Source organism: Bacillus sp. TCT6 (assembly GCF_056033845.1).
In genome coordinates, this window is record NZ_JBVYHX010000001.1 from 1,772,310 (window position 1) to 1,798,465 (window position 26,156).

The window sequence follows — 26,156 nt, forward strand, 5'->3', positions numbered from 1 at the left end:
TTTTCAGCCTAATCATGTTAGGACGTGATTAGGCTGGAGGGAATGAATATAACTATGCATACATAGGAGGGAACAGGATGAAAGGTCCTAATTTTCAATTAAGTTTACAAACTTCTAATCTAGTTATCGGTTTTATGGTATGGGTTATTTTATCATCATTAATGCCTTATATTAAAGCGGATATTCCATTAACTGCGGGACAAATTTCTATGGTAACAGCAGTACCGGTTATTTTAGGTTCTGTTCTTCGTATTCCAATTGGCTATTGGACAAATCGTTTCGGAGCAAGAAAATTATTCTTTATTAGTTTTATTCTATTATTATTTCCTGTCTTTTATATTAGTGTTGCCAATTCTATGATGGATTTAATTATTGGTGGATTATTTGTAGGAATTGGTGGAGCTGTATTCTCAGTAGGGGTAACTTCTTTACCAAAATACTTTCCGAAAGAGAGCCACGGTTTTGTAAATGGTATTTACGGTGTCGGTAACGCCGGAACAGCAATCACTTCGTTTTTAGCACCTGTTATCGCAACTTCAGTTGGTTGGAGAACGACAGTACAATGTTATTTAGTTTTACTTGCAGCATTTGCACTTATGAACTTTTTATTAGGTGATCGTAAGGAGAAAAAGGTGAATACACCATTAATGGAACAAATAAAAGGTGTATATAAAAATGAAAAACTTTGGTTTTTATGTATCTTTTACTTTTTAACATTCGGATCATTTGTCGCATTTACAGTATACTTACCAAACTTTTTAGTATCTCACTTCGGATTAGAAAAAGTAGATGCAGGTATGCGGACAGCCGGATTCATTGTACTCGCAACAATTATGCGCCCGATTGGTGGTTGGCTCGGTGATAAGTTTAATCCATTTAAAATATTAATCTTCGTATTTATCGGTTTAACACTTTCAGGTATTATTTTATCATTTATGCCTAGTATGAACGTGTATACATTTGGTTGCCTACTAGTCGCATTTTGTGCAGGGATTGGAAATGGTACAATCTTCAAACTCGTTCCAATGTACTTCTCAGAACAAGCCGGTATTGTAAATGGGCTCGTTTCAGCTTTAGGCGGACTAGGAGGATTCTTCCCGCCACTAATTTTAACATTACTATTCCAATTAACAGGTCATTATGCAATTGGATTTATGGCGTTATCAGAAGTCGCACTTGCTTGTTTAATCATTACAGTATGGATGTATAGCCAAGAGAAATTGTTAGTGATGTTAAAGAATCATTAATAAGGAAAAAGAACCGTCCCAAAGTATTTTGGGATGGTTCTTTTAGTAATAGGCTTCAACATGTTTTTATTGCTATCTCAACAAACGCTTGTTTTCTATAAGAATGTGCTTTTAAAATGAAAAACAGAAGGTTGATGGAATTTTATTTTAAAATATAGATGTCAAAAGTTATTTAATTAAAGGGCAGATTAGTTAAGGAAATCTTAAATCTATTCTAAAGATCGAACTCATTTTTAGAATGCAAATATTTAATTGAATCGGGATGTTTAGATGAAAAAAATATAAGTCCACTCAAGATAAACAAGTATCAGGTGTGTTAGGTGACTCAAGCGACAAGTATGGAATTGATGTAAGTATTCTTCGCATAGTAACTGCAGTATCAGATTTTTTTAGGGCAAGATTTTTTGGTAAGGCTAACGGATATTGTGAAAAAAGTACACTTAAACTAAAGAATACAGTTTAGTTCAATAAGATAAAGTTATGAATTTGTATAAATAATCTATAATTTTCTTTATGAGTCATATTTGATATGTTAAAGAAAAGAGAGCGTTTAATCCAACTAAAATATATGTAGAATGAGGTTTTAAATGATTATTTTTATTATATTAGACGTAATATTACCAATATTAATATTGCTGCTAATTGGTGCAATTTTACAAAGGAAGTTCCAATTTAACTTAAAGCAGCTATCTACACTTATTACTTATTGCTTGATGCCAGCGGCTGTATTTATGAATATATATGATATTAGTATAGAGACAGGTTTGTTGCTCCAGATAACATACTATTTAATGCTTTATAGTTTGAGTCTGATCATAGTAAGTCATTTCATTTCAAAAACATTAAAGTTAGAAAAAGGAGAAAGTGCAGCTCTAAAAAATAGTATTTCGTTAATGAATTCCGGTAATTATGGATTACCAGTAAGTCAATTGATTTTTAGTCACAATCCAGTGGGGGTTTCCATTCAAATTTTTATTGTGATTTTCCAGAATCTTTTAACTTATTCATATGGGATATATAACTTACTATCAGCAACAAAAACAATCGGAAGTATTATTCAATCATTTCTAAGACTGCCTGTACTTCATGCGCTTGTATTAGGGGTTCTCTTTCAATCTTTTAAAATTCAAATACCTAATTCTATCTTTCTACCTCTTAATCAGCTTGCGAATAGTTTTGTTGCAATAGCAATCATATTGCTAGGAGCGCAATTATCTAACATTAAGCTTAATTTTTTCCATCGAGTCATAACATGGGCTTTAATTGGAAGGTTACTGATAGGACCATTATTAGCACTTGCCATGATCTATCTACTAAACATTGATGGTATTGTTGCACAATCATTATTTATTGCAGGTTCTTTTCCTACTTCAAGAAATACATCAACCATTGCTATGGAGTATCAAATAGAGCCTGAACTACATGCACAAATCGTTTTATTTTCAACACTTTTCAGCATTGTTACAGTAACTGTCGTTATTTATTTGTCATATATTTTGTTTTGAATATACGTGCAAAAACGAATAGATTTGAGGCGGTAAATGATGGACGGAAATCCCATCGATATGAGAAGAAAACAGTCTTAGATATATTGGGTGTCGTTTACAATTGTACCATGTCTGATAATCAAGCAGTTTAATTCAAAAAAAGGAAACGCATTAGGGGTTATTTCGGATGCAAATCTTTAAAGCATCTACATATAGACTTGCGAAAAAAGACACAATTTCGCTTATAATTGACGTTACATGAGCTTAGTTTGATAGCGATGGGGTGGGAGTGTCAAGTAAGAATTTTTTCTTTATTGATTTTATGCGGTTTTTCCGCAAAATTGTAACTAAGGAGGGATTCCAAGTTGAGTAAACAGAATATCAGCACAACAGTTTCAGGAGATATAATTGTTACCCATCTAGTTGGAAATATAAAAACAGATGATGTGTATGAATGGTTTAATGGTTTTGAGCAGGTTTGTCAGCAATTCATTTCTGAAGGGCGGAAATACAAATTGTTGGTGGATAGAAAAGGATACACGCCAAATCATTTTTCTGTTCAAAAAGTATGGAAAGAGAAGTTCTTCAATGAAATCATTTTGAATAACAGTAAGGCAATTGCATTTCTCCTTGAAGAGGGGGAGATAATGGATTATTTACAACAATCTAATACGAAAGAATCTGTGAGATTTTTTGATGATTATGAACAAGCGCTAATTTGGTTGAATGAATATCCAATATAAAACCTGTATTGAAGCAGTTGCTCTCAAGCAACTGCTTTTTTTGTCCGTAATTGTTGCCGCTATTTTTCTTCACAGATTCTTGTCCAATTGTTTGTCTGATCCTAAAAAGCGAAACTAAAGCAAAAGGAACAAACGCCTCTAAAAAACGTTTGTTCAAAGTTAATTACTATTTTAGCTAAGTGATAGATTACATTTTATGAGTACGAGAAAGCTTGTTTATAAGTTTAGGAAATATAGATGTTAGTTCCTGCTTCAAATGCTTCGTAAACGATGGATCTTTACCTGAAGTTGAAATAGTGACAACATATTCATCATGTCGGATGACACCAGGTGTGTGAAACGATGATTTTGTACCATCACTTACGACGTTAACCCACTGGAAATCATGGGCGGCCTGTTTGACCATCATATTTACAGCATGTTGATTTGTAGCTGCATAAATAAGATGAGCATCTTTAATATCATTATTACTAAAAGCTTTTTGCTTCCAAGTAATATAAGGAAGTTCCTTCATTTCCTCGCAAATTTCTGGGCTGATAACGGTGACAAAAGCGCCTGTATCCTTTAATCCGGACGCTTTTCGATATGCGATTTTACCACCACCAACTATAACGACCACTTTTTTATTTAAATTAAACATAAGAGGGTACATGTTATACATATATGCATTCCTCCATTCGTTCTAATAATGTTAACTTCATGTATCTATCAAACTGAAGACAGTTACAAGTTGTAACGTGATCGTATTTTTTTGCATGCAATTTAATTTTTTGAAGTAATAATCCGGTAAAGAGAAGGTACGGCATGACATATACATGGGATGAAGTCGATGTTATAGCCTTGAGCTCAGCAGTAAAAGAGGGAGTTCCTTTCGTTAAAAAGGAGCACGATACTGGCATACTGAGTTTTCGTTCGACGACTGCTCCGATTTGTTGTAATTCATGTAACGGCTGTGGATCACTACTGCCTCTCCCTACGAGTAAAACACTACTACCTTGCATTGGCATAGTTTCACGTATTCTTTTTACTACAAGTTCAACCATATGTGGATGTGTACTAAAAGGTTGTACAACTGAAAATGTTATATGTGGATATTGCTTTTGTATTTTCTCTATCTCAAAAGGAATATCACGTTTATAGTGAGCTGCTGCAAATAATAAAACAGGTACAATCATTATTGCAGTTGCACCCTCTAGTATTGCTTCTGTAACTGCATCCGAAATGGTAGGTGTCGTTAGTTCTAGGAAAGCTATTTTTTGAATCCGTTCGTTACGTTCTTTTATAACAGATTGAATAAAGTGAATGAATTGTTCGTTACCTTTTTGTAAGCGGCTCCCGTGTCCAACATATACAATTCCTTTCATCGTACCACCAAATCTTTCTTCATAATCATGTCTTGTAATTGCTCATCTACATTATGAAAACCGACTTTATTCGCATAGTGTAAAGTTGGAACGTCGGTATACGAGAATGGGAGAGTAAGAATATTGATAAAGCCTAGGCGTTTTATTTCTGCTAGAAACGTATCAATAGAAGCACGACCTTCAAATACAATGCTGTCCCATGAGAATTCAGAAAGCATACGGGAATGAATTTCATCGAAGCGATGATCAATTGTGTACTCATGAGTCATCATATAGGAACCAGCACCAATTTTTTCTTGAATAACAGCAATTCGGTTAATGTTTCGTCCTAAATAAATCGTTGAATTCGAAGAAAATTGCGCAGGTTTACTTAACAATCCATATTGCATAAGCTTTTCTTGAATAGAAAGGTTCATATACTGAAGCTCTGCCTGTAAGGAGCGAATATCTTTATGATATTTACTACATGATTGCACTAAGATGTCTACACTCTCAGCGGAACAAAATACAAGACGATCAACGTTAAAAATCTTATTAATTTGTTCAGAGGTTAATGTGTATTCTTTCTTTTGGAAAATTGGAATTTGATATATTTCTGCACCGGACTCTTGTAACATTTGCTTTATTGCGCTTTTTTTATTTGTTGCAGATGCAAGTAAAACTTTCTTGCCGTGCAATGGTTTACGTTCTTTCCAAGCAATTTGATTCCGTAAAGTAACAACATCACCAACAATTGTCATAGAAGGGTTAGAAATATTTTCGTCTTTGACGATAGAAACAATGGTGGACAGTGTCCCTGTGACTACACGTTGTTTACCAGTTGTACCCCATTCAATGACGGCTACTGGTGTATCTTTTTTCTTTCCTGCTTGTAGTAAGTTTTCACAAATTGTAGGTAAGTTTTTTATACCCATGTAGTAGGCGATCGTGTCGCTATTATAGGATGAATTATATTTTCCATGATCGGTTAAAGGGCCTTTTGCATGCCCAGTTAATAAAGTGATGCTATTACTGTAGTTACGGTGGGTGAGGGGGATACCTGCATAGCTACTAGCGGCGATGCTAGATGTAATACCTGGTACGATTTCATATGGAACGTTCGCTGCTGCTAAAGTTTCTGCTTCTTCACCAACGCGGCCAAAAATAGATGGATCTCCGCCCTTTAATCGGACAACGATTTTTCCTTCTTGTGCGAATTGAAGGAGGTGGGCGTTAATCATTTCTTGTCGCATAATATGATTCTTTGGCATTTTGCCGCAATACATAAGTTCACATGTTTCTTTTGTATAACTAAGAAAGAAAGGGTTTAATAAACGGTCATATAAAACGATATCTGCACGCTTTAAACAATCTATCGCTTTCTTTGTAATAAGCCCTTCATCACCTGGTCCTGCACCAACTAAATATACATATCCGTTCATAATCGCACCTCTTCTATTTTTATGTAAAAGGAAGCCAGAGGAGGCTTCCTTTCGTAAATTACATGTTTATATAAATGTCACCATCAATAACTTCTACTTCGTATGTTTGGATACAGCCGTCATCAGGTTTTTGCACTTCACCTGTTAGTAATGAAATTTTCCAATCATGCAGTGGACAAAAGACGAATTCTCCAGATACAATTCCTTCTGCTAACGGTCCGTTTTTATGAGGACAACGATTTTCTACAGCTCGAATATCTCCATTTGAAAGGCGGAATAGGGCGATAGACATACCATTCATTTGCACCTCTTTACCGATTTGAATAGGAAGGTCTTCCGCACGCATAACTTTTATTTTTTCTTTCGTTTGTATCATATAGATCACAGCTCCTTATTTCACAGTTTCTACTTCATACATCGCTTTTAATGATTTCGTTTCTAGTGCTTGTCCCCATGCTTCTTTATATGTGCCACGAGCTTTTTGGAAACGTTCATTTAACTTAGTGACCATATTTGCATCTTGCAGTATTTCTTTTATGTGATCGAAGCCTAAACGTTCTGTCCAGTAGGCAGTACGCTCTCCATAAATACCAGTTTCACGATAATATTGCATATAAGCTGTAGCGATGCGAAGGACATCATCTTCAGTAGGGACAATCATTACAAAATCAGCTTCGCGTACTTCCGTACCACCATTTCCGCCAATATAAAGTTGGTATCCATTTTCGACACAAACAACGCCAAAATCTTTCGTCAGTACTTCCGCACAGTTACGCGGACAGCCCGTTACACCCATCTTCATTTTATGAGGTGTATCTACCATTTCTAATGATTGTTCAAGCAACATACCAAGTCCTAATGAATCTTTCGTACCGAAACGGCAGAAGCGAGAACCAACACATGATTTTACATTACGAAGCGATTTTGAATATGCATATCCCGAAGTCATATGTAAGTCAGCCCATACGTTAGGTAAATCTTGCTTCTTAACACCATATAAGCCGATTCGGCTTGCACCTGTAATTTTCACAAGAGGAACATCGTACTTTTTCGCAACTTCAGCAATTTTCATTAAATCATCAGCTGTTGTAACGCCTCCGTACATGCGTGGAATAACAGAGAATGTACCATCGTGCTGGATGTTACCATTCATTCTTTCATTAACGAAACGGGACGATTTATCATCTTCATATTCTTCTGGAATCGCCATACGTAAATAGTAGTTTAAAGCAGGACGACATTTTGAACAGCCTTCTTCATGTATAAAACCAAGAACATTTCGTACTTCTTTTGGAGATTTTAAGCCTTTCTCGTGAATGGCCGCTACGACTTCATCACGGGATAAAGTTGTACATCCACACATACCGGCAGATTGCGCTGAGGCATCAAAAGCATCTCCAAGTGTATGAGATAAAACTTGTTCCACAAGCGGACGGCATTTACCACAAGAACCTGCGGCTTTCGTACAGCCCTTAACTTCTTCAAAAGTCGTTAACTCTTGTTCTAAAATGGCGTGAACGATTGTACCTTTCGTAACACCATTACATCCGCAAATCGTGTCATCCGCACTCATTGTAGCAACGTCAAGTACACTTTCTTCACCAGCTTTGTGGAGAAGGGAAGCGGTTGTATATTCTTGTATATCCTCTTCTTTCTTTAACATGCTAAAGAGGCGTGTACCGTCAGCTGTGTCACCATATAAAACGATACCGACGACTTTATTGTCACGAATTAATACTTTTTTATAGGAACGTTTACATTCATCAAAGATGGATATTGCTTTCGTTTGGTCATCTTCATAAATTTGGCCAGCAGAGAATAAATCACAACCTGCAACTTTTAATTGCGTACCGACGATACTGCCCGTATATCCATCAGTTTGTAAATTCGTTATATGTTTTGCTAATATCGCACCTTGTTCATAAAGAGGAGCAACAAGTCCATATGCGATACCGTCATGTTCTGCACATTCTCCAACTGCATAAATGGATTCATCATTTGTTAGCATATAGTCATTGACTACAATACCGCGATTTACAATTAAACCAGCATCTTTTGCTATTTGCGTATTTGGGCGTATTCCGACAGCCATTACGATTAAATCACAATCTACAACTTCACCATCTTCAAATTGAATGCCCTCAACATGGTCTGTACCAAGAATTTTTACAGTTTTCTTTTCCATTAGAAATTGCATGCCTTGCGCTTCTAAATCTTCGCGTAATAGAGAAGCTGCTTTGGCATCTAGTTGTTGCTCCATTAAGCTTGGCATTAAATGAACGACATATACGTCCATTCCTAAATCAATAAGACCTCTTGCAGCTTCTAAGCCAAGTAATCCACCACCAATGACAACAGCCTTTTTCTTTTCATTAGCGGTATCAATCATAAATTGTGTATCTTCAATAGTTCGAAATCCTGTTACGCCAGGAAGAGTAGAACCTTCAACGGGCAAAATAAAAGCACTAGAACCTGTTGCGATAATTAGTTTGTCATATGTAAGAGTACGATTTTTTTCTGTGATAATTATTTTTTCTTCTCGGTTAATACTTTGAACCCTTTCATCTGTATACAAAGTTATTTCATTTTCCTCATACCAACTATATTCATTCATAATGATATCTTGCATATTTGTTTTGCCTTGTAAAACATGAGAGAGCATAATGCGATTGTAGTTTGGATGTGGTTCATCTCCAAAAATAGTAATCTCATATGAATCACTATCATGTTTTAATATTTCTTCCATACAACGTATGCCAGCCATACCATTTCCGATCATAACTAAACGTTTTTTCATTTTCGTTTCCCCTTTTTATGTGAAGTGTTGAACAAAGGATTATATTTCTATTATAGAAAATTTAAAAAGAGGGAGATGTGATATTTATCACATTTTTACAATGATTCACAAATTGTTAAAATTCGGACTTATTCGAGAGGGATGTGTATATTCTTTACCAAATGAAAAAACAGGACATAAGTATTTACACTCATGTCCTGCACTTAATTTACACTCTCGTAATTGCACGTGGAAATAAAATGTTATTTTCTAAATGAATATGCTCAAATAAATCAGACTCTAGTGCTTCAAGGCGTTGGTAAACAAGTCGATAAGTGCCGCAAGCTCCTTCTGGAGGAGTAAAGTCATTTGTAACTTTACGAAGCTCTTTAATAATGTTGCCTGCGTGGTTATGTTCATTTTCCAACTCATCTACTACTTTACGTAACTTCACATAGTTTTCTTCAGTTGGATTTTGTTCAAATTCTAAAATTAATGGAAAATCTTCTGTTTCTTCTTTAATTAAATGTTGTTCTAGTTCCATCTTTAGTTCATGAAATAGCTTATGAATTTGAGCTAAATGAGGCTGACTTGCCCCATGAACACGTAATACTTTTGTCACATACGGACTTAATTGTGGCAACTCTTCATTTAAATAGCGATGATGCTTATTTATAACATAATCAATCAATTCGCGATAAGAAGCATTTTTCCAATCAATTTCAGATTCATTTAATCGTTTCATATTATTATAAAGCGTATTTAACTCTGTAAGCACTTCAGTAGCTGATAAATTTCTTTCATGAATTGCATCAATAAGCGGTTTATTGCCACCACAACAAAAATCTATTCTATATGATTTAAAAAGATCACTAGCTTTCGGGAATTGTGTAACGATCTCACCGACAATAGAAGTTTCAGTAAATGTATGTTTCATATGAACGCCTCCATAAAGTTTGAATGTAATTACTAAATTAAGAATAGCGATAAATGAAAATCAATGTGGTGATTGAAATCACTTATTATGTGTCATTTTTGAGAATAATAGTATGAAATTTATTTAAGAACACATCTAAATAAGAGAAAGGGATATTAAATGTAAGGCATTACAGTAAAAAAAGAAGCTTTTACTAAGCTTCTTTTTTATTACTATTATTCGCATGCAACTCCATCGCCGTCTCTATCTAGTTTACGACTATATCCTGGTTGATCTTTATATAGAGGAGCTTTCCCCGCAGCTCTAACTGCATCACAATTTTTGTAATATGCACTACTAGTATTTCCTGAGGTAGGTTGTGTTTGAGTTTGCTGTGCTTTTTGCTCTTCTTGTTGCTTACGAGCTTGTTCATCAGCCTGACGTTTTTGTTCTTCTTGTTGCTTACGAGCTTGTTCATCAGCCTGACGTTTTTGTTCTTCTTGTTGCTTACGAGCTTGTTCATCAGCCTGACGTTTTTGTTCTTCTTGTTGTTTACGAGCCTGTTCATCAGCTAGACGTTCTTCATCCTCTTGCTTACGAGCTTGTTCCTCGGCTAGACGTTTTTCATCTTCTTGCTTACGAGCTTGTTCCTCGGCTAGACGTTTTTCATCTTCTTGCTTACGAGCTTGTTCCTCGGCTTGACGCTTCTCATCTTCTTGCTTTTGAGTTTTTTCGTCAGCCTCTTTCTTTTCTAGTTCTTTTTTCTTTTCGCTATCTTTTTGTTCTTCATTGTTAGAGGCAACTTTTGTACTAGTTGCTGTCGTTTTTTCAGAAGAAGGAGCTGAAATACCTAATAGCGCAACAAAAATGACAAATAATACGGCTGTAATAATAAATTGTTTTTTTGCTACACCTGTTTTCTTAATAACAGATAATATTGCAAGTACAAGGAAGAATATAAATAGAATGAAACTTAAAATAGCAAAAAATTCGATGACTGGGTGTTCAGATTTTGTTGTACCAGTCACTATTAATATAATTGAAATCATAAAAAGAATAACGGTAGGACGTCCATATTGTTTTGCTTTTCCATTTTTTTTAAAGAATGAAATGATACATAAGATTAAAAGAATAAAAGCAATAAAAAATAAAGCTGCACCAATATTACTCAAAATCGCCATTTTCATACCTCCATTTGTAAGATTTTTCTTATTGATTATATAGGAACTTATTGGATATTACACGTTTTATATAAATTTAGAAAATTAATATTTTTACTAGACTTATAAACATTTATTTGCATATAAGGGAAAATAGATATATTTACTATTACTTTTTGAAAGAGATTTCATAAATTATAGTATATCGATTGAAAGGAGGAGATTTGAATGGAATTTCAATTGTTGGTAACTTGTATATTACAAGAAGGTAATGCTTACTTTTTAGTAACGAAGGTAGACGATGTTATTACGTTAAAAGTACCGATTACTGCGGGAGTAGCAGGTTTATTTTTAGCTTTAGGTGTACCAAGATGTTCTTAATTTAAATATCTATAATAGAAGAGGAAGGGACATGCCTTTCTCTTCTATTATTACATAATATAATTATGTAAACTTTAATATCATATTTGTGATAGCACGTTTGAAATGGACATGCATATACTATAATGTTTCATTGGATGTTAGGGGTGGAAGGTAGTTTTAATAAGTGCATCCAGTGATGTTTTTAAGCTATGAAAATAAAAGAGGTGCTATTATATATGAAAAGAAAAACATTTGATATTCCAGTTACATTGCGAAGAGAGTGGTTTTTAATAGAGTTAGCTCATTTAACGAAAAAATATGGAATTGAAATTGCAACTAGCAAAATGGGTGCTGCACCGTTTTTAAGAGATCAAGTTACAGAATCAAAGATAGGGAAAGGGTTACAATACGATAAATATGATGATGAGTATATAATTGAAAATTAAAGGGTAACAACAAAATTAAATTAATTTATAACAAAATATAAAATAAAGCAGATTCTAAATATAGAATCTGCTTTATTATGAAATACTTCTAGTCAACTAACCTCTTTCTAGTGTTTTTCCTACATATTTCTCTTGCGTTATTCCAAAAGATTCACGAAGAATGCGAGCATAATCTTTAGATTCTATTGGTCGTTTATTTTTGGTGCCTTTAAAGGTTTCTGTGTAATTTTTATTTGTTAACGATATGTGACCATAAGTAGTTAATTTACAAGTGATAGCTCCTTTATTAAAAGGAGATTCTTTATGCTCTACAATCACTTTTTGAATGTTATTCACTTTTTTCTCATCTATTGGATCTAAAGTGAAAGCATAACCTATTTTCCATTCATTTGAAGGTTCAGATTGTAAGAAACTTGTAGATTCTCCGTTAGCTCCTTTTCTCATTTCTAAAATATGCGTACCTTTTCGAGTATTTCGTTTACGAATTCGATATTCTCCTGTTTGAGAGGAGATGGCTTCTCCTTTAAAAGGGACTGGATGTAAAGGGAGATGAGATGCAAAACCTGCATCCACAACATAATCTTTATTCTCATGACTTAATATGATAATGACATGACCATCATCGGGCTTCCATTTATTATCGTAAAGATCATAAACAGTACCGGCTACTTTGTATACTTGAAACCCACAATCAATTAAAAAATAATACAATAAGGAGTTTAATTCATAACAAAGTCCACCTCGTTTTTGAATAAGTAACTTTTCTATTAAGTTATCTTTTGAGATATTTTTAATAGTACCAGCCATAATATCAAGATTTTCATAGGGGAGAATCATTCCCATTTTTAATAAGATTTCATCTAAATCATCAAATGTTATTTCTTTTGCAGGAATTTTTAAGCGTTCAAAAAACTCCTTTTGTAAATTGGTCATCATAAAGTATTCTCCTTTCTTTTTACAGAATTTTCTTCTGCTCACCGATAGGTTAGTACTTCTACAAGGTTAATTCAAGTGCGCGGAAATTATCATAATATATGTTTCTGGAAATATGATTGTTTATTCGGAAATTTCAGTTTGATTTTTAATTGTAGGAAAGCCTTACAATATAGGGCCCTTTAAAATTATTTTGTATTTAATGAAAAGAAAGTACATATCTTTATTATGTTTTTAAATAACTAACTAGTAATAAAATGTTTTTTTACTAAAATTTTTTCAAGATTTGTATGCTTTATATAAACAATAATGATTTAAAAAATATCTGGATGTAGCGAAGTTAACAATTATTGAGAAACTTTTTTGTCGTATTCTATCAAAAGGAAGAGGTAGAAACAAAGAGAATAACGAGAGTTAAGGAAGAGGGTACACAACTAGTAACCTTCTAAAAATAGGGCTAACATCTTTTTAAAATTAAAGATTAGCTATTATTAAGGAAGGGAAAATATAAAATATTATAAAGAACACCTTCTTTCAAAAAAATAGGGGGAGTAATATGAGACTGATGAGAAGATGTGTGGCCTTACTAATTGTATTTTTTATCATGGCTCCAACGATTAGCACAAATGTACAGGCAGAAGTTGTAAAAGAGCTTGGAAAGGGGTTTCCTGACACAGAAGTATTTACACCTGGGGAATGGTTTTTAGGCCAAAAACCTGCTAATTATGATGAGAATAAACCACCAATTCTCTTTGTACAAGGAAGAAATGGTAATGCGGATAGTTGGTATGGAAAGACAGTATATCATGATATAAATGATATGTATGATTATGCTTTGAAAGCAGGCTATCAAACAGTGTTTATACAATTATATGATGCTGCGGGGAAAGGTTCGGCTAGTCAGTGGGATAACGGAAAACTGTTAGCACAAAAACTTGAAGAAATATATAATCATTTCGGTAAAAAAGTTAATATTGTAGCGCATAGTAAAGGTGGTATTGATACACAAGCCGCATTAGTTGAATATGATGCGAATCGATTTGTTGGAAATGTTATTACACTTGCTACACCGCATCACGGCTCAAATTTAGCAGATTTGTCATATAGTTGGTGGGCAGGGTGGCTAGCTTCTATATTAGGTCAAAAAGATGATGGTACGTACTCGTTACAAATAGGTGAAATGGCAAAGTTTCGTTCAACAATAGATAATAACCCAGCAGCTAAATTAAACCGTTACTATACGGCTACTGGGACTAGCTGGGGGCCAACATTTTCTGCATTATCTATGGGCGGGTTATATTTATCATCGTACGGTTCAAATGATGGACTAGTAAATGAATGGAGTGCGAAGCTATCGTACGGTACACATTTATTTACAGATTCCAGATTTGATCATGACAATATAAGAAAAGGATCAGCTGTTTTTACACGAATCGAACCATATTTACGTACGACAAATGTGGAATTACCAGCTTTAGTAGCATCCAGCACTAGTTCAAATGAAGATCTAGAACAATTAAATACAACTTCAAATCAAAATATTTTAGGAGGCGAATTACCACAAAATCAGTGGATAGAGCAAACCGTTACAGTTGATAAAAAAGCGGAAGGAATCGTTTCTGTACTAACTGCTTCTTCTGATGTAGAAGTACAAATGGTATCTCCAAAAGGAAAAATATATGCAAATAAAGATAGCGCTATAACTACTGGTGAAGGCGAATCTTTCTTTAATGGGGCGACAATTAGAACATTTAAGTTTGATAAATTGGAAGTAGGCGAATGGAAAATCAAAATGATGGCGAAGCAGTCGAAAGATGCATATTTAGTTGTAAGCGATTACAAGAATGACGCACCATTTGTTCTTCAAATACCTACAAAAGTTAAAGTAAATAAACCTGAGTATAAACTGAAAAAATCACCAATGGCACCTGAAATGAAAGGGGATCTTTCCATAACAGTAAGAGTCGTTAATAAAGAAGGTAAGTTAGTCTCTGAATTTAATGAATTACAAAATGTTAATACGAATACATTTACAGGTGCTTTGAAAGATATAAAACAACCGGGAGTATATAACGTTACGATGGATATAAAAGGGATGAATAAAGAAGGAAAACCATATAATCGTACGATTGTTAAGTCGGTTTATGTAGAGAAATAAGGAAGAATAAATAAGCATAATATAAAAGTGCAGAAATCTTGTGTTAGAAAGAATTCTGCACTTTTTTTGCGTGATGAGAGATAATAAAAGTCGAAGAAAACTGTTATTCAATAAAAAAAGATGCTGAAATAGCATCTGAATGTGAAGAAATAATATTAACTTAGTTTTGTAACTGTTAATTCAACTGAATTTATACCATTGTCACAAGTTACAATACTTTGACGATTAAAGCCACTATTATTTCTAAGTTGAAGAGTTGAATTAGCTGGCACTGTAACAATCGTTTCGCCAACGAGTTGAAGACATTCGTTATTTGATGAAGTATTCATTTGAATAGCGAAGTCACCTTGACTATTAGCAAGTGGATTGTTATTTAAAAATATAGTTATGACTGGGATATGTGGAAATACAGGATTTAAAGTAGTATTAATACTGGAAATGAACGAAACTCTATAATCACCAGCTTGTCTAAATTGTATAGTAGTAGGGTTTAGTAAGGAAACGCCTCCTGCTAAAGGTCCAACGTGATTAAATGGAAAAGGGTTGCCAAAAGGAACAGTTATAAATTCAGTTTGCCAAAAAGTTCCGTATGCAGGACAGCTTCGTTTATGTGAATGGTCACATGAACATTTTTTATTTGAACTGGAAGAAGATTTGCATGAGCATTTTTTATACGAGTTTGAAGAATGATAGTATGAACCCAATATATTACCTCCTATTCTTAATAAATGTAAAACACATAATAGTTTATGAAAATGAATCACAATTGGCGTGTATGCTTGTACTATAAAAGGAGATAGATTTGGAATATAAAGTGGTCAAATGATGAAATGTAGTATTGGGGTATTACCTTTAACACTTTTTGAAGATGATAAGGTTCAGAATTTGATAGAAAAATGAATGGGATTTCTAAATGGATTGAAGTAACGAGGAAACGTTTATCCCGCTATTTTCCGAGCAGTAAGACTCCCACCTCAAAATTCAGCGAAAGCAAAGAAGTTAGGTGGGGATGAACAAAACCCCCCACTGAGTAAAGTTTCACTTTACTATATTAATTTCGTATGACAAAACAGCAATATTATCTTTTGCTGTATGGATGTTATCGTTTGGTGAAGCTATGATATTTAATCGTATGTATATTAGATTATTTATTTTTTGTTTTTATTTGTGTAGCTGGGCAGGAAGAAGTCAGAAAAAATAGAATAAATGTACATATGAAGCATCGTTTGTTTTTGGTGTGAATAGTAATTAAAGATACGCTAAAATATTTAAAATTGTAACGAAAGAGAGATTAAATAATAGAAGGAGCAACTTACATGGAAAATATATTAAAGGTATCTTCAAAATCAAGCCCAAATTCAGTCGCAGGTGCAATAGCAGGTGTACTAAGAACAAGTGGTAATGTGGAAATTCAAGCGATTGGGGCTGGAGCTATAAATCAAGCGATTAAAGCAATTGCGATTGCAAGAGGGTTCGTCGCTCCAAGTGGTATTGACTTAGCTTTTGTTCCAGCGTTTCAAGAGATTTCTATTAATAATGAAGAGAGAACAGCGATTAAATTAATTGTAGGCCCTAGAAAGAAAAGGTCTTAGTAGAAGAGAGTGTTACTATAAGGGGAAAAGACTAATAGACTTCCCAGGTTAGATACGTTATTTTATGTAACCGATCCTTGGGTGTGGACACGGCATTATACCGGACGCATGTCTGTTAATTTCTCCTTAAATTTAGCAGGTGTTCTAAATACTTAAAAATGCCAAATCCTTTGTGATATAAGGGATTTGGCATTTTTGATGTTTTTAAAAATAAACAACCTTAAAACTGCTCATTTAGAAGATTTAGTTTTAGTAGCGGCCATTGAACGTTTTTATGATAGTTTACCTGATAAATGGAGAGAAATAGTAGCAGACAATATTGATTGTGCTAGTTATGTAGATGGGAAATATGAAGCGCACGTTTTAATGGAAAATGGTATGGAAATAAAAATAGAAATCTTTTATGTGGAAGAAGACAAAGATGAAGAATGGATATATAAAGCTTATAAAGTTTTATTATAGAAATTTCATTTTCATACAAAGGGGAATTGATATGAATTTTGTAAACTTTGAAACACAAGAGCAATTTAAACAGTTACAAAAAAATAATGTTGTAATTGTGAAATGGAAAAAAAGCGTAAGGCAGTACAAGGAATTAGGAGAAATCACACATCATAATTCTTACACAATTAATCGTATAAATGAATTGATTTTGAAAATAGTTTAGATGTTGTTGGAAATATAGTTAGTATATGTCCGAACTGTCATAGGTTGATTCATTATGGAAGAGACAAAGATAAGAAAAAAGTTTTAGAACTTCTCTTTGAACAAAGAAAAGATTCTTTGAAGAAGTTCGGTATTGAGGTATCTCTCAAAGAGCTATTTGGATACTATGGAATTCTAAAATAAGAATATTCATAGCTATAGTGAAGGTAGAATGTTTCATACTTAAACATAGCTATTATTGTGATGGAAATTTAAATTTCGTCTTTTGAAAGTATCAATAATTTGTATTATTTTTATAGGGTTATATATTTTTCTTTTGCTCTGCTGTATAGCAGAGCTCTTTTTTTGTCGTACAAAAGCCACCTATATATGTGAAGTGCACCCCAATTGTTAGGCTGTGTCTAACAATTGGGGTGCACTTCAGTCCTGTCGGGCGGCTTCTTTTAATTTATATTCACCAATTCATCAAACTTAAACTTAGTATTCAAACCAAAGGCATCTGTACAATATATAGTTTTCGTCATCGGTTCAATATGTAATACATTTATGTACATGTCTTGCACCATTCCATCACGATAGTATGAGATATGTATTTCTTCTTCCTCGTGAAAAGATTGCATTAACGCTCTTTCTATTCGTTCCATAGTATCTTGTGTTAAAAAAGGTTTAGGTACTTTATATTGTTCCTCAAACATTCTATGTATTTCCTCGTATTGCTCCGGTATTGAAGCAAACGGATTCCATTTCACCATACCTCTTCCACGTACTACAGGAAAGCTGTTATATCCCATGATGTAATACCTCACGTTTGTTTTTTTAACTCCACTACAAACATGTGTTCTTTTTTAAGGTTTGAAAAGGGACCATTTTGTTAACATGAATATTCAAAAATAATTTTTTCAAGTTAGAATATTCAAAAACTTATTTATGCAAACAAGCATGTCATGATAACATTTAACAAAAGGGGGTAGAAGTAGATGAGTGTTGACATTATTTCTAAAGAAGAAATCACAAAATTATTAAACGAATGGTATCAAGCTATGATTTCACAACGTGTATTACAGTCTCAGAAAATAAAAGAAGATATTGCAAATAAAATCAATAATATTAAGGAAGACCAAACAATATTAGTCTACTACGCTTTATTGAATGCACGGTATAAACTGCTAATTCGGGATATGGATAGTACAAAAGATATTCTGGACAAAATCGAGCCTTTACCAGAGTCTACAGAAACATTTTTAGAGTACTATCATCATTTATTTAAAGCAATTTACGCTATTAATAAAGCAAACCATAGTGAAGCAAGAATGCAATTTGAAAAAGCTGAAACGTTTTTAGAGTACATGCATGATGAAATTGAAAAAGCTGAATTTAATTATTGGCTTGCAGTCCATTACTATCACGTATTAAAACCGATCCTAGCAGTTCAATTTGCTACAAAGGCGAATGAAGTATTTTCAATTAGTCCAGGGTATGAATTAAAAACTGCAGCATGCTTAAATACTTTAGGAATGGCACACATTCGACTAAATGAATTCGAAAGTGCAGAGGAATATTTACTTTCAGCACTAGGTACCTTCCAAAAATCTAATGATGAACTTCTTATTAAACGAGTTAAGCATAATTTAGGACTTTTATACGCAAGTCAAAACATGCCAGAGTTAGCAATTAAACACTTAGAGGATTCATTAGAAAATAACGCTAAAACTATGTTTCTTTTAGCAAGAGAACATTTTAAGTTAGGTTATAGTCATATCGCTAATGAATATATTGAGAATGGCTATAAGATTAGCGACTTATGTTATCGTCATCATTTCCGAATTTTAAAAGCAGTACATAACTATGTACCGCAAGAAGAATTAGAAAATGTGGTTATAGAAGGTATTTCGTATTTTGAAAAAGAAGAATTATATGATTGGGTAAAAGAATATGCTTCTCTTTTAGGTGAAATATTCTATGGTTCAGAAAATCACAGAAAAGCAAGCAAGTATTTGCACATCGCTTTAGATGCAGACAAAAAGAGCATAGAAAGAAGGGCGCTAAAATGAAAAAAGCAATCTTATTAATGATGATGTTATCCGCTGTTTTTACTTTTGGTCTTACTAATGTAAAAGACATACCACAAAACGAAGCAATTGAAGTGTTTATGGATCATGGAGAACATATTTAAAACCTAAGGAAGAGGGCGCTTATAGTGTCCTCTTTTTAATATTTATTATTTATATGATGAGGTTGCAGGTACGTCTTTTGGTTATTGTTTGATAAACGTAGGATGTTTCTAAAAATGTGTATACAAAGGTGTATTTTTGTACTGTATATGTTCACGTACTATATAAAAAAGTATGAAAATCTATAAAAATAATTATTTCAATAAAATTTGTTTTAGATATTAAAAAGTGCCAAAACCCTTGTGGTATAAGGGGTTTGGCACTTTTGTGTTTTTTATATTTTATCAAATAAACAACCCTAAAACTGCTCATTCTTCTCCCAAGATTCTACGATATAGTATGGAAAACCTTATTATATCAAGGTTTATAAGTGTTGGTTTTCCTCGATGCTCACATTTTGCTCACATTAAATCTTTTCATTTGTTATCAGGTGTTTTCATTAGATTTTATTATGATCTCGAAGTTTTCCGCTGCTTGTTGCTGCATGTTCTGTGTGATATGACTATACTTATCTAAAGTCATTTGAATAGAAGAATGCCCTAAGCGATCTTGTACGATTTTAGGGTGTTCTCCAGCCTGAAGCATGAGTGTAGCGTGAGTATGTCGTAAGTCGTGTATACGAATTCGAGGAACACCAGCTTTTTTATAGTGATCATTCAAAAAGCGATGGGGAGCATCTATATGTAAGGGCGAATGTATCGTATTGCCGGTGAAAATAAACGCCTCATCATTCAAGTGTATACCCCAGCGGAAAAATTCTTTCTTTTTATAGGAGTAGTAGGATTGTAACTTCTCTATAACAAAAGAAGAGATACTAATGCTTCTATTTGAAGATTTAGTTTTTGTAGCAGCTTTAAATAGTCCTTTTTCTGTTTTTACAAGTGATTTATTAACCAGGATACGTTTATTATCAAAGTCAATATCTTTCCACGTTAGTGCAAGTAATTCTCCACGTCTCATACCTGTATAGATCGCGAGTAAGAAGAACATATGGTACTTAATATTTTTTTCTTTTAGATACTGGAGGAATCGATTACATTCTTCACTAGACCATGTTTTCATTTCGCCATGCTCTTCACGTGGTTTTTTTACTTTATTCATTATATTTTCATGCATGATTTCCCATTCTACAGCATGTTTGAATATGCATCTGAAACAGCGATGGATATTGCTGATTGTACCATTTGACAGGCCTTTTTCTTTAAGTTCAGCATAATAGCTTTGAATCGTTACAGGTTTAATACTTTTAATTTTTTTATAACCAAAAGGGGGAAGGATATAGAGTTTAATTAAGCTCATGTCTTTTTCATAAGATGTAATTTTTAATTCAGCTTTTCTAAGAGGTTTTAGTTTTTCCCATACATCTAAAACAGTTAATTGTTTGTCATCAAAATATATGCCTTTCTCTATCTCCGTAATCATAGTTGCAGCAGCATTTTGGGCTTCTTTTTTTGTTCTAAATCCACTCTTACTTTTTTGCTGGCGTTTTCCTGTGGCCGGATCTATACCGATATCTATTGTAAAAGACCAGGTATTTCCACGTTTACGAAAACTTCCTTTCATATTCAACACCTCCTGAATCGTTATTTCTAAAAATTACAGTATTGTGATATTTGATTCTGTAATTTACTTGCTAATAATTGATTTTCATAATGTAAAAGCCTTTTTTTAGCAAACTGTGTTGTTACATTGAATTTTTCTGAGATTATATATGCTTTTAACTGTAGGGGAGGAAGCTTTCTTAACATAAAAGTAGGTACACAAAATTGTTGTGCGAAGTTTTTAGCCTTTGCTTCTTGATAATCTAGAAACATTTGATGCATTAATAATTGATTACCAGAATGAAATAGGATGTGACAGGCCTCATGGCCAAAATCCTCCCATTGTTCTTGCTGAGAGATACGATTATCAATAACTAAGTTAGCTATTTGATTTCTTTCCATTGCATGACTTCCAAACGGAGCAAAGTACAGCAAAATGTTTAGCTTTTTCGCAATCTCCATCATATCAATTTGCTCGGGAACAAAAATAGATAAGGATTGGTACAAGTGCTGGATATAGTCTTCAAGTTGTGTATTGTAATAGGGTTGCGATTGAAACAAAATTTACACTCCATTCAAATAAAATAAGAACGTTTGTTCTTATTTTATAATAGAAAAGTAAAAATTGGAAGGCAAACTTATAAGATAGGGTATCGATATAATTATAATCCACTATCTATTAACAACTTAAGGAACTGGCTATATGTGAGAGGAAGTATCCGTTATGCGAACAGTAATAATTCCTCAATAAGAATATAATTATACAGAAAGTAGGAGTAGCTTTAGGTATATTCAAAATTTTAAATCATTTAGAGTTTTATATATATTAGACATACGCTTGAATTCAGGTAATTAGCAGATAAAATGAGGGTAATATTAGAGGTGTAATACTTGTCCTATCAGATTAGTGCGTATAACTATAAAATGTTATATTATTATTTAATAATTTAAAAAGGAAATGAATAAACAAAAATAACTACACTTATTGAGTTTTTTTGCTTATTCATATAATTAACGTTTGTTTTCTTTTTGTTTGATAAATTCCCAAAATTGTTTAAGTTCTTCTTGTTTCTCTGGAGAGGCGTCTTTAATATCTTTAAACCAGAGACCTAAGTTTTGATCTTCAAAAAGATTTTCCACAAATAATCTATTATTAGAATCACTTTCTCTTCCTAGAAGATAGTCAGAAGAAACGTTAAAAATGTCAGCAGCTTTGCTAATTAAGGAGTCCTCAATAGGTCTTTTTCCACTTTCAATTCTGGATAGCACACTGTTATTAATCCCCATTTTTTTTGCGAATTCTATTTGTGACCATTTTCTTTTTTCACGTAATTGCTTTATTCGATAGCCAATTGTGGATTCTGACATTTTTTCACCAACTTCCTAAAAACGTTATTATGTCAAATTTAAGATTATCTAAAGGTATTTTATCATTTTTTCCAAAATGGAAAAAGTGATTTGTTGAAATAGCAAAAAAAGCTTGACTTTGCTGTAATAGCAAAATATTATATAGGTATACATTTGCTGTTTTAGCAAAAAAGGAGATGGAAGTTTGGAGAAGTTGAATTTGGATTTTATTCAAAATAGACGTTTGGAACTACAGATTACGTTGTTAGATCTAGCAGAAGTTCTTGGTTTTAAGAATGCTTCCACGTATATGAAATACGAAAAAGGAAAGTATATGTTTAAGGCAAATCATTTGCCATTCATAGCAAAAGTATTAGATTGCAAAATAGAGGATCTTTTTTTAAAATAAAATTTGCTAAAATAGCAAAATAGGGAGAGAGCTATGATTAATTTCGACATTGAATCATTCCGTCAAATCATCCGTGAAGAAGTAAAAAAAGCAACTGAGCATCTTCAACCAATGAAAGAATTACCACCATTTTTAACTATTACAGAATTAATGGAACTATTACATATTAAACGTACCAAAGCATCTGAGTTATTAAACCGTTCTGATTTTCCAGTATGTCGCGAAGCAGGAGTTCTTATTCCTACACATCTTCTTTTTAAGTGGATGGAAAATCACACTGAATGGGTAGAAAACAATACAGAGTATTACAATCCATTTAAAGAATCCGTCTAATAATAAATTACCATAGTAAGTTGTCACAAATAAATATTGCTTTAGGTACGAATGGGGGAAGTAAACGATGTCCATAGGAAAAGAAGTTGCTATGGCACGAAAACGAAAGGGAATCACCCAAGAACAACTCTCCTTAGAAATCCCCGTGAGTCGTGAGTCACTAGCAAAATATGAAACTGAACAACGACGTTTACCAGAAGATTTACGAAAATGTATTACTGAAGGAATTGATGATCCACAGTTGTTTTTTAAAATGTGGAGTGAAGCAACAGGGGATGTAAGTATTCCGTTCTTCAACGGAGAGCAAATAGATCTTCACCCTACAAGTATGAGATACATGGTTTATCAAGAGACAAATGAAGCTTTGGAACAACTCAATACAGTATGTTGGTTTAAACCTTCACAAACTTGGTCTGAAAGTGAGAAAGAGGATTTGAAAAAATTAATGCATGAAATCTTGGATGCTACAGGTTCAATGATGAGCCTCGTAGCGGTCCTATGTGATCAATATGGTATTTCAATGAAAGAAGTCTTTAAGTACTGGAAAGTATCATTACGAGCTAGGAAGTATATAAAAGCTTAATTTAATTATTTTATTGGGGAGGTTTAAGTTATGACGATTGATTATGCAAGTCCAACTTTAAATCAATATAAAGCTCTAATTCGTAAAGAAGCAAATTTATATGGTGATATTCGAATTGCATCAGTTTGTGGAGACTATATGAAAGCTAGGGATTTAAAACAAGAGAAGAAATTAATGGAGATAAAAATTCGAATTATAGAAGCAGCATTCGTTTTGAAAAACAAAAATAAAAAAGAAAAGACTACCGCATAGCCCGCGATAGCCAAGAAAATTAACATATGAATTATAGCATACTTTAATTTAATGCGACAAGCAATTGTGCTTGTCGTTATGATCAGAAAGGCTGAGCCCCCATCTTTTAATAGATTCTGCTTTTTCTTTCTGGTCATAACGATGCGTACAGTATCAAATTATTAAAAATGGGGAGCAAATTATGAAAGTAGAATGTAATCGTCTGTTCGACTTAGTTCTACCAGGTGATTTTGCTTTTGCAAATGAATTACATAACTGTATGGTGACATGTATTCATAACATGTTCAATGCTGGTTCATTAGATGAAGCAAATCATTGGGAGAAAGAATTAAATAGATGCGCAAAAGAATTCAAGAGCCTTCGTAATGAAAAAGAGGATCACGATGTATCAAAGAGTTATCGTGTAGTTGTTAAAAACCTTCAAGGGCAGGGAATCAATGCATCAGTAGTTAGTCGAAGAAAATAAAAAATCTATCACTTGGCAGAGTGATAGATTTTAGACTCTTATAGAGAGTCTTTCTAAAAATAGAATTGGATTAAGTATATCAAAGCAAATCAAGTAAAACAATGGAGGATGAATAATATGGCAGTTTATAGACCTGTTCAAGTTTCATATTGGCAAGATGCTTTCGTTTTAGATCTTACACCGGAGGAGAAATACTTCTACTTATACTTAATGACTAATAGCAAAACTTCTCAGAGTGGTATCTATGAGCTGCCATTACGAGTGATAGAAATGGATACAGGGTATAACCGTGAAACGGTTGAGAAGCTGCTAGAGCGTTTTGCTGATTACGGGAAAATTCATTACAACAAAAAGACCAAAGAAATTATGTTGATTAATTGGCTTAAATTCAATGCTATTACAAATATGAATATTGAAAAGTGTGTGTTAAAAGAAATCCAGAATATTAAGTGTGAAGATTTTTTAATTGATTTTTATGAGACATGTTTAGAGTTAGAAAAGCAGCAAGATTTTAAAATTCCTCGTATTAAGGAATACTTCCAAGCTCGTTTTGAGTGGCTTATAAGGGACTTCGAAGACCCTATGAAGGAAAAAGAAGAAACAAAAACAGAAACAAAAGAAAAAGAAGAAACAAAAACAAAAGAAGAAGCAGCAAGCTGCTCAAGTGATAAAAAAGTTGCAGAAGAAAATCCAATAGCATTTTATGAGCAAAACTTTGGAGTTCTTAAACCATTTGTGGCTGAAGGGATTAATGCGTGGATTGAAGATTTGAATGCACAGCTTGTTATCAAAGCAATGAAAATAGCTTTAGAAAAGAATGCACCTAATATGTCTTATGTACAAGGTATTTTAAGAGATTGGCATGCTAAGGGGTATAAGAGTATTACTGATGTTGAAGCTGCACAAGCTCAATTCCGTAAGAAATACCAGTCTCGTGGTGGAAGAAGCAATACTAGAAAAGAAATCGTCCCTGATTGGTTACATACTCAAGATACAGAAGAGCAATCTCAGCCTGGAAAGCACGATGAAACGGATTTAGAGGGTGAACGTAAACGTTTAGAACAAGTATTAGCTAAATATAAAAAAGAGGCTTAGGAGGATTGTAATGCCAAAGCAGTTAACAATATTTGATGTTGAGCCTGTAGTAGCATTCGATACTGAGAAAGCAAACATTCATCGATTAAATTCTAAAGTTCGCTTTACGGATGTAGTTGTTCAAGTACCAAAGCAAGTAAGAGCTACTGATGAATTAAAACCAACAACAGCGCCAAATGATCAGTATGAATTATTTGAGGAATATACAATCGGAATTTGGAGATTTAAGCGAGTGGAAGATAAGCAGTTCGATTGGGAAGAAGCGGAGAAGCTTTGCAAGTCTGCGAGAGATAATAAAGAACCGATTTCAATACGACTTTATTTATCATTAGAACAATCATTTATTCCCGATAATGTTGTGGAATATTTATAACAAAATAAAAAAGTCGAGATTGCTCCCGACTTGCTTCGACAAAATAATCATAACACACGGGAGTGGTCTTAATGGGAATTATTAAAGAAAATCTTGTAGAAATGACAGCTGAAATAGATTTGAAAATAAACGGAATATATGTTGTTAAAAATGGTCAGGTCCAACTAATAGAACCCCCCAAAGGTGGATTTGGTGAACAATCATTTGTATATCAAAATGGAAAAGTAATTCGTATGGAAGAACGAAAAACACAGTTAATTTAATCAAATTTGAATTTTATTAAATTATAAAAGTCCCTGTAAGTATCAAAAGGG

General features: G+C 33.3%; 32 protein-coding genes and 1 pseudogene. 20 read left to right on the forward strand and 13 right to left on the reverse strand.

Going from position 1 to position 26,156, the window contains the following annotated elements; all coding sequences use genetic code 11:
* Positions 1-77: 77 nt before the first annotated feature.
* From narK to AC0ONG_RS09080, 3 genes are all read left to right on the forward strand, one after another.
* Complete coding sequence (narK, locus tag AC0ONG_RS09070; RefSeq protein ID WP_000678170.1) at positions 78-1,247, forward strand: nitrate transporter NarK; 1,170 nt, start codon at positions 78-80, stop codon at positions 1,245-1,247.
* A 587-nt stretch (positions 1,248-1,834) separates the two neighbouring features.
* Positions 1,835-2,752, forward strand: coding sequence for an AEC family transporter (locus AC0ONG_RS09075; protein WP_136997253.1), 918 nt, complete (start codon positions 1,835-1,837; stop codon positions 2,750-2,752).
* 347 nt (positions 2,753-3,099) lie between these two features.
* On the forward strand, positions 3,100-3,477 hold the full coding sequence (locus AC0ONG_RS09080) for a hypothetical protein (RefSeq protein ID WP_000043368.1): 378 nt from the start codon (positions 3,100-3,102) through the stop codon (positions 3,475-3,477).
* Between the two features lie 187 nt (positions 3,478-3,664).
* Here AC0ONG_RS09080 and AC0ONG_RS09085 read toward each other — a convergent pair whose 3' ends face one another.
* The 7 genes from AC0ONG_RS09085 to AC0ONG_RS09115 form a co-directional block, all read right to left on the reverse strand.
* On the reverse strand, positions 3,665-4,138 hold the full coding sequence (locus AC0ONG_RS09085) for a precorrin-2 dehydrogenase (protein ID WP_000282583.1): 474 nt from the start codon (positions 4,136-4,138) through the stop codon (positions 3,665-3,667).
* Positions 4,131-4,841: a sirohydrochlorin chelatase gene (locus tag AC0ONG_RS09090; protein WP_000676489.1), complete on the reverse strand. Its 711-nt coding sequence runs from the start codon at positions 4,839-4,841 to the stop codon at positions 4,131-4,133. The genes AC0ONG_RS09085 and AC0ONG_RS09090 overlap by 8 nt, the downstream gene beginning before the upstream one ends.
* Positions 4,838-6,262, reverse strand: a complete 1,425-nt coding sequence (locus AC0ONG_RS09095; protein WP_001014927.1) for a uroporphyrin-III C-methyltransferase — start codon at positions 6,260-6,262, stop codon at positions 4,838-4,840. Before AC0ONG_RS09095 ends, AC0ONG_RS09090 begins: the two co-directional genes overlap by 4 nt.
* A gap of 58 nt (positions 6,263-6,320) precedes the next feature.
* Entirely contained in the window at positions 6,321-6,638 is a 318-nt protein-coding gene (gene nirD / locus AC0ONG_RS09100) for a nitrite reductase small subunit NirD (protein ID WP_000616697.1), read from the reverse strand.
* Between the two features lie 15 nt (positions 6,639-6,653).
* Positions 6,654-9,059: an NADPH-nitrite reductase large subunit gene (gene nirB, locus AC0ONG_RS09105; protein ID WP_000746934.1), complete on the reverse strand. Its 2,406-nt coding sequence runs from the start codon at positions 9,057-9,059 to the stop codon at positions 6,654-6,656.
* Between the two features lie 208 nt (positions 9,060-9,267).
* Positions 9,268-9,975 carry an iron-sulfur cluster repair di-iron protein gene (gene ric, locus AC0ONG_RS09110; RefSeq protein WP_000683171.1) on the reverse strand — a complete coding sequence of 236 codons (708 nt, stop codon included), beginning with the start codon at positions 9,973-9,975 and terminating at the stop codon, positions 9,268-9,270.
* Positions 9,976-10,190: 215 nt separating this feature from the next.
* Entirely contained in the window at positions 10,191-11,135 is a 945-nt protein-coding gene (locus AC0ONG_RS09115; protein WP_044784199.1) for an excalibur calcium-binding domain-containing protein, read from the reverse strand.
* A 207-nt stretch (positions 11,136-11,342) separates the two neighbouring features.
* Between AC0ONG_RS09115 and exsG the strand changes: the two genes are divergently transcribed.
* Both exsG and AC0ONG_RS09125 read left to right on the forward strand, forming a co-directional pair.
* Positions 11,343-11,495: an exosporium protein ExsG gene (exsG, locus tag AC0ONG_RS09120; RefSeq protein ID WP_000395679.1), complete on the forward strand. Its 153-nt coding sequence runs from the start codon at positions 11,343-11,345 to the stop codon at positions 11,493-11,495.
* A gap of 218 nt (positions 11,496-11,713) precedes the next feature.
* A complete protein-coding gene (locus tag AC0ONG_RS09125) occupies positions 11,714-11,923 on the forward strand; it encodes a hypothetical protein (protein ID WP_000824195.1) in 210 nt (69 codons plus the stop codon).
* A 96-nt stretch (positions 11,924-12,019) separates the two neighbouring features.
* Here the strand turns inward: AC0ONG_RS09125 and AC0ONG_RS09130 are convergent, their stop codons facing one another.
* On the reverse strand, positions 12,020-12,859 hold the full coding sequence (locus AC0ONG_RS09130) for an arylamine N-acetyltransferase family protein (protein ID WP_000988895.1): 840 nt from the start codon (positions 12,857-12,859) through the stop codon (positions 12,020-12,022).
* A 553-nt stretch (positions 12,860-13,412) separates the two neighbouring features.
* Between AC0ONG_RS09130 and AC0ONG_RS09135 the strand changes: the two genes are divergently transcribed.
* Entirely contained in the window at positions 13,413-15,014 is a 1,602-nt protein-coding gene (locus AC0ONG_RS09135; protein ID WP_001238696.1) for an esterase/lipase family protein, read from the forward strand.
* Between the two features lie 155 nt (positions 15,015-15,169).
* Here the strand turns inward: AC0ONG_RS09135 and AC0ONG_RS09140 are convergent, their stop codons facing one another.
* Complete coding sequence (locus AC0ONG_RS09140; protein WP_000536156.1) at positions 15,170-15,718, reverse strand: hypothetical protein; 549 nt, start codon at positions 15,716-15,718, stop codon at positions 15,170-15,172.
* Positions 15,719-16,330: 612 nt separating this feature from the next.
* Here AC0ONG_RS09140 and AC0ONG_RS09145 point away from each other — a divergent pair.
* From AC0ONG_RS09145 to AC0ONG_RS09160, 4 genes and pseudogenes are all read left to right on the forward strand, one after another.
* On the forward strand, positions 16,331-16,606 hold the full coding sequence (locus AC0ONG_RS09145; RefSeq protein ID WP_000427801.1) for a stage V sporulation protein S: 276 nt from the start codon (positions 16,331-16,333) through the stop codon (positions 16,604-16,606).
* A 198-nt stretch (positions 16,607-16,804) separates the two neighbouring features.
* Positions 16,805-17,068: a hypothetical protein gene (locus tag AC0ONG_RS09150; RefSeq protein ID WP_000478848.1), complete on the forward strand. Its 264-nt coding sequence runs from the start codon at positions 16,805-16,807 to the stop codon at positions 17,066-17,068.
* A gap of 31 nt (positions 17,069-17,099) precedes the next feature.
* On the forward strand, positions 17,100-17,273 hold the full coding sequence (locus AC0ONG_RS09155; RefSeq protein ID WP_001012095.1) for a hypothetical protein: 174 nt from the start codon (positions 17,100-17,102) through the stop codon (positions 17,271-17,273).
* Positions 17,255-17,455, forward strand: a pseudogene (locus AC0ONG_RS09160) (HNH endonuclease); the annotation flags it as partial. The gene AC0ONG_RS09155 and the pseudogene AC0ONG_RS09160, both read left to right, overlap by 19 nt.
* 260 nt (positions 17,456-17,715) lie before the next feature.
* On the opposite strand, the gene AC0ONG_RS09165 reads toward AC0ONG_RS09160, so the two are convergent.
* Positions 17,716-18,063, reverse strand: a complete 348-nt coding sequence (locus tag AC0ONG_RS09165) for a YolD-like family protein (RefSeq protein WP_000541073.1) — start codon at positions 18,061-18,063, stop codon at positions 17,716-17,718.
* A 186-nt stretch (positions 18,064-18,249) separates the two neighbouring features.
* Here AC0ONG_RS09165 and AC0ONG_RS09170 point away from each other — a divergent pair, with 186 nt between their 5' ends.
* Both AC0ONG_RS09170 and AC0ONG_RS09175 read left to right on the forward strand, forming a co-directional pair.
* A complete protein-coding gene (locus AC0ONG_RS09170; protein ID WP_017763084.1) occupies positions 18,250-19,323 on the forward strand; it encodes a response regulator aspartate phosphatase in 1,074 nt (357 codons plus the stop codon).
* On the forward strand, positions 19,320-19,445 hold the full coding sequence (locus tag AC0ONG_RS09175) for a hypothetical protein (protein ID WP_000709202.1): 126 nt from the start codon (positions 19,320-19,322) through the stop codon (positions 19,443-19,445). Before AC0ONG_RS09170 ends, AC0ONG_RS09175 begins: the two co-directional genes overlap by 4 nt.
* Before the next feature lie 424 nt (positions 19,446-19,869).
* Here the strand turns inward: AC0ONG_RS09175 and AC0ONG_RS09180 are convergent, their stop codons facing one another.
* The 3 genes from AC0ONG_RS09180 to AC0ONG_RS09190 all read right to left on the reverse strand — a co-directional run bounded on the left by AC0ONG_RS09180 (position 19,870) and on the right by AC0ONG_RS09190 (position 22,352).
* Positions 19,870-21,006 (reverse strand): site-specific integrase, encoded by a 1,137-nt coding sequence (locus tag AC0ONG_RS09180; RefSeq protein ID WP_474203550.1) that lies wholly within the window; start codon positions 21,004-21,006, stop codon positions 19,870-19,872.
* 26 nt (positions 21,007-21,032) lie between these two features.
* Positions 21,033-21,545, reverse strand: coding sequence for an ImmA/IrrE family metallo-endopeptidase (locus AC0ONG_RS09185; RefSeq protein WP_474203551.1), 513 nt, complete (start codon positions 21,543-21,545; stop codon positions 21,033-21,035).
* Between the two features lie 450 nt (positions 21,546-21,995).
* Positions 21,996-22,352: a helix-turn-helix domain-containing protein gene (locus tag AC0ONG_RS09190; protein WP_000004574.1), complete on the reverse strand. Its 357-nt coding sequence runs from the start codon at positions 22,350-22,352 to the stop codon at positions 21,996-21,998.
* A 184-nt stretch (positions 22,353-22,536) separates the two neighbouring features.
* On the opposite strand from AC0ONG_RS09190, the gene AC0ONG_RS09195 reads away from it, so the two are divergent.
* From AC0ONG_RS09195 to AC0ONG_RS09230, 8 genes are all read left to right on the forward strand, one after another.
* Complete coding sequence (locus AC0ONG_RS09195; protein WP_016091031.1) at positions 22,537-22,740, forward strand: helix-turn-helix domain-containing protein; 204 nt, start codon at positions 22,537-22,539, stop codon at positions 22,738-22,740.
* A gap of 33 nt (positions 22,741-22,773) precedes the next feature.
* Positions 22,774-23,073, forward strand: coding sequence for a MerR family transcriptional regulator (locus AC0ONG_RS09200; protein WP_199689320.1), 300 nt, complete (start codon positions 22,774-22,776; stop codon positions 23,071-23,073).
* Positions 23,074-23,140: 67 nt separating this feature from the next.
* The gene (locus AC0ONG_RS09205) at positions 23,141-23,656 is read left to right on the forward strand and encodes a helix-turn-helix domain-containing protein (RefSeq protein ID WP_000022028.1); all 516 of its coding nucleotides are present in this window, start codon (positions 23,141-23,143) and stop codon (positions 23,654-23,656) included.
* A gap of 30 nt (positions 23,657-23,686) precedes the next feature.
* Positions 23,687-23,908, forward strand: a complete 222-nt coding sequence (locus AC0ONG_RS09210) for an RNA polymerase subunit sigma (protein ID WP_474203552.1) — start codon at positions 23,687-23,689, stop codon at positions 23,906-23,908.
* A 181-nt stretch (positions 23,909-24,089) separates the two neighbouring features.
* Complete coding sequence (locus AC0ONG_RS09215; RefSeq protein ID WP_000861868.1) at positions 24,090-24,374, forward strand: hypothetical protein; 285 nt, start codon at positions 24,090-24,092, stop codon at positions 24,372-24,374.
* 117 nt (positions 24,375-24,491) lie between these two features.
* On the forward strand, positions 24,492-25,469 hold the full coding sequence (locus tag AC0ONG_RS09220) for a DnaD domain-containing protein (RefSeq protein WP_474203553.1): 978 nt from the start codon (positions 24,492-24,494) through the stop codon (positions 25,467-25,469).
* 10 nt (positions 25,470-25,479) lie between these two features.
* Complete coding sequence (locus tag AC0ONG_RS09225; RefSeq protein ID WP_268502259.1) at positions 25,480-25,842, forward strand: cell division protein SepF; 363 nt, start codon at positions 25,480-25,482, stop codon at positions 25,840-25,842.
* Between the two features lie 71 nt (positions 25,843-25,913).
* A complete protein-coding gene (locus AC0ONG_RS09230) occupies positions 25,914-26,105 on the forward strand; it encodes a DUF3954 domain-containing protein (protein WP_474203554.1) in 192 nt (63 codons plus the stop codon).
* Positions 26,106-26,156: the final 51 nt, after the last annotated feature.

Coding starts and splice junctions, on each gene's coding strand:
- narK (WP_000678170.1), top strand. CDS start 78: ATGAAAGGTCCTAATTTTCAATTAAGTTTACAAACTTCTAATCTAGTT.
- AC0ONG_RS09075 (WP_136997253.1), top strand. CDS start 1,835: ATGATTATTTTTATTATATTAGACGTAATATTACCAATATTAATATTG.
- AC0ONG_RS09085 (WP_000282583.1), bottom strand. CDS start 4,138: ATGTATAACATGTACCCTCTTATGTTTAATTTAAATAAAAAAGTGGTC.
- AC0ONG_RS09090 (WP_000676489.1), bottom strand. CDS start 4,841: ATGAAAGGAATTGTATATGTTGGACACGGGAGCCGCTTACAAAAAGGT.
- AC0ONG_RS09095 (WP_001014927.1), bottom strand. CDS start 6,262: ATGAACGGATATGTATATTTAGTTGGTGCAGGACCAGGTGATGAAGGG.
- nirD (WP_000616697.1), bottom strand. CDS start 6,638: ATGATACAAACGAAAGAAAAAATAAAAGTTATGCGTGCGGAAGACCTT.
- nirB (WP_000746934.1), bottom strand. CDS start 9,059: ATGAAAAAACGTTTAGTTATGATCGGAAATGGTATGGCTGGCATACGT.
- ric (WP_000683171.1), bottom strand. CDS start 9,975: ATGAAACATACATTTACTGAAACTTCTATTGTCGGTGAGATCGTTACA.
- AC0ONG_RS09115 (WP_044784199.1), bottom strand. CDS start 11,135: ATGGCGATTTTGAGTAATATTGGTGCAGCTTTATTTTTTATTGCTTTT.
- exsG (WP_000395679.1), top strand. CDS start 11,343: ATGGAATTTCAATTGTTGGTAACTTGTATATTACAAGAAGGTAATGCT.
- AC0ONG_RS09125 (WP_000824195.1), top strand. CDS start 11,714: ATGAAAAGAAAAACATTTGATATTCCAGTTACATTGCGAAGAGAGTGG.
- AC0ONG_RS09130 (WP_000988895.1), bottom strand. CDS start 12,859: ATGATGACCAATTTACAAAAGGAGTTTTTTGAACGCTTAAAAATTCCT.
- AC0ONG_RS09135 (WP_001238696.1), top strand. CDS start 13,413: ATGAGACTGATGAGAAGATGTGTGGCCTTACTAATTGTATTTTTTATC.
- AC0ONG_RS09145 (WP_000427801.1), top strand. CDS start 16,331: ATGGAAAATATATTAAAGGTATCTTCAAAATCAAGCCCAAATTCAGTC.
- AC0ONG_RS09150 (WP_000478848.1), top strand. CDS start 16,805: ATGTTTTTAAAAATAAACAACCTTAAAACTGCTCATTTAGAAGATTTA.
- AC0ONG_RS09155 (WP_001012095.1), top strand. CDS start 17,100: ATGAATTTTGTAAACTTTGAAACACAAGAGCAATTTAAACAGTTACAA.
- AC0ONG_RS09165 (WP_000541073.1), bottom strand. CDS start 18,063: ATGGGATATAACAGCTTTCCTGTAGTACGTGGAAGAGGTATGGTGAAA.
- AC0ONG_RS09170 (WP_017763084.1), top strand. CDS start 18,250: ATGAGTGTTGACATTATTTCTAAAGAAGAAATCACAAAATTATTAAAC.
- AC0ONG_RS09175 (WP_000709202.1), top strand. CDS start 19,320: ATGAAAAAAGCAATCTTATTAATGATGATGTTATCCGCTGTTTTTACT.
- AC0ONG_RS09180 (WP_474203550.1), bottom strand. CDS start 21,006: ATGAAAGGAAGTTTTCGTAAACGTGGAAATACCTGGTCTTTTACAATA.
- AC0ONG_RS09190 (WP_000004574.1), bottom strand. CDS start 22,352: ATGTCAGAATCCACAATTGGCTATCGAATAAAGCAATTACGTGAAAAA.
- AC0ONG_RS09200 (WP_199689320.1), top strand. CDS start 22,774: ATGATTAATTTCGACATTGAATCATTCCGTCAAATCATCCGTGAAGAA.
- AC0ONG_RS09205 (WP_000022028.1), top strand. CDS start 23,141: ATGTCCATAGGAAAAGAAGTTGCTATGGCACGAAAACGAAAGGGAATC.
- AC0ONG_RS09210 (WP_474203552.1), top strand. CDS start 23,687: ATGACGATTGATTATGCAAGTCCAACTTTAAATCAATATAAAGCTCTA.
- AC0ONG_RS09215 (WP_000861868.1), top strand. CDS start 24,090: ATGAAAGTAGAATGTAATCGTCTGTTCGACTTAGTTCTACCAGGTGAT.
- AC0ONG_RS09220 (WP_474203553.1), top strand. CDS start 24,492: ATGGCAGTTTATAGACCTGTTCAAGTTTCATATTGGCAAGATGCTTTC.
- AC0ONG_RS09225 (WP_268502259.1), top strand. CDS start 25,480: ATGCCAAAGCAGTTAACAATATTTGATGTTGAGCCTGTAGTAGCATTC.
- AC0ONG_RS09230 (WP_474203554.1), top strand. CDS start 25,914: ATGGGAATTATTAAAGAAAATCTTGTAGAAATGACAGCTGAAATAGAT.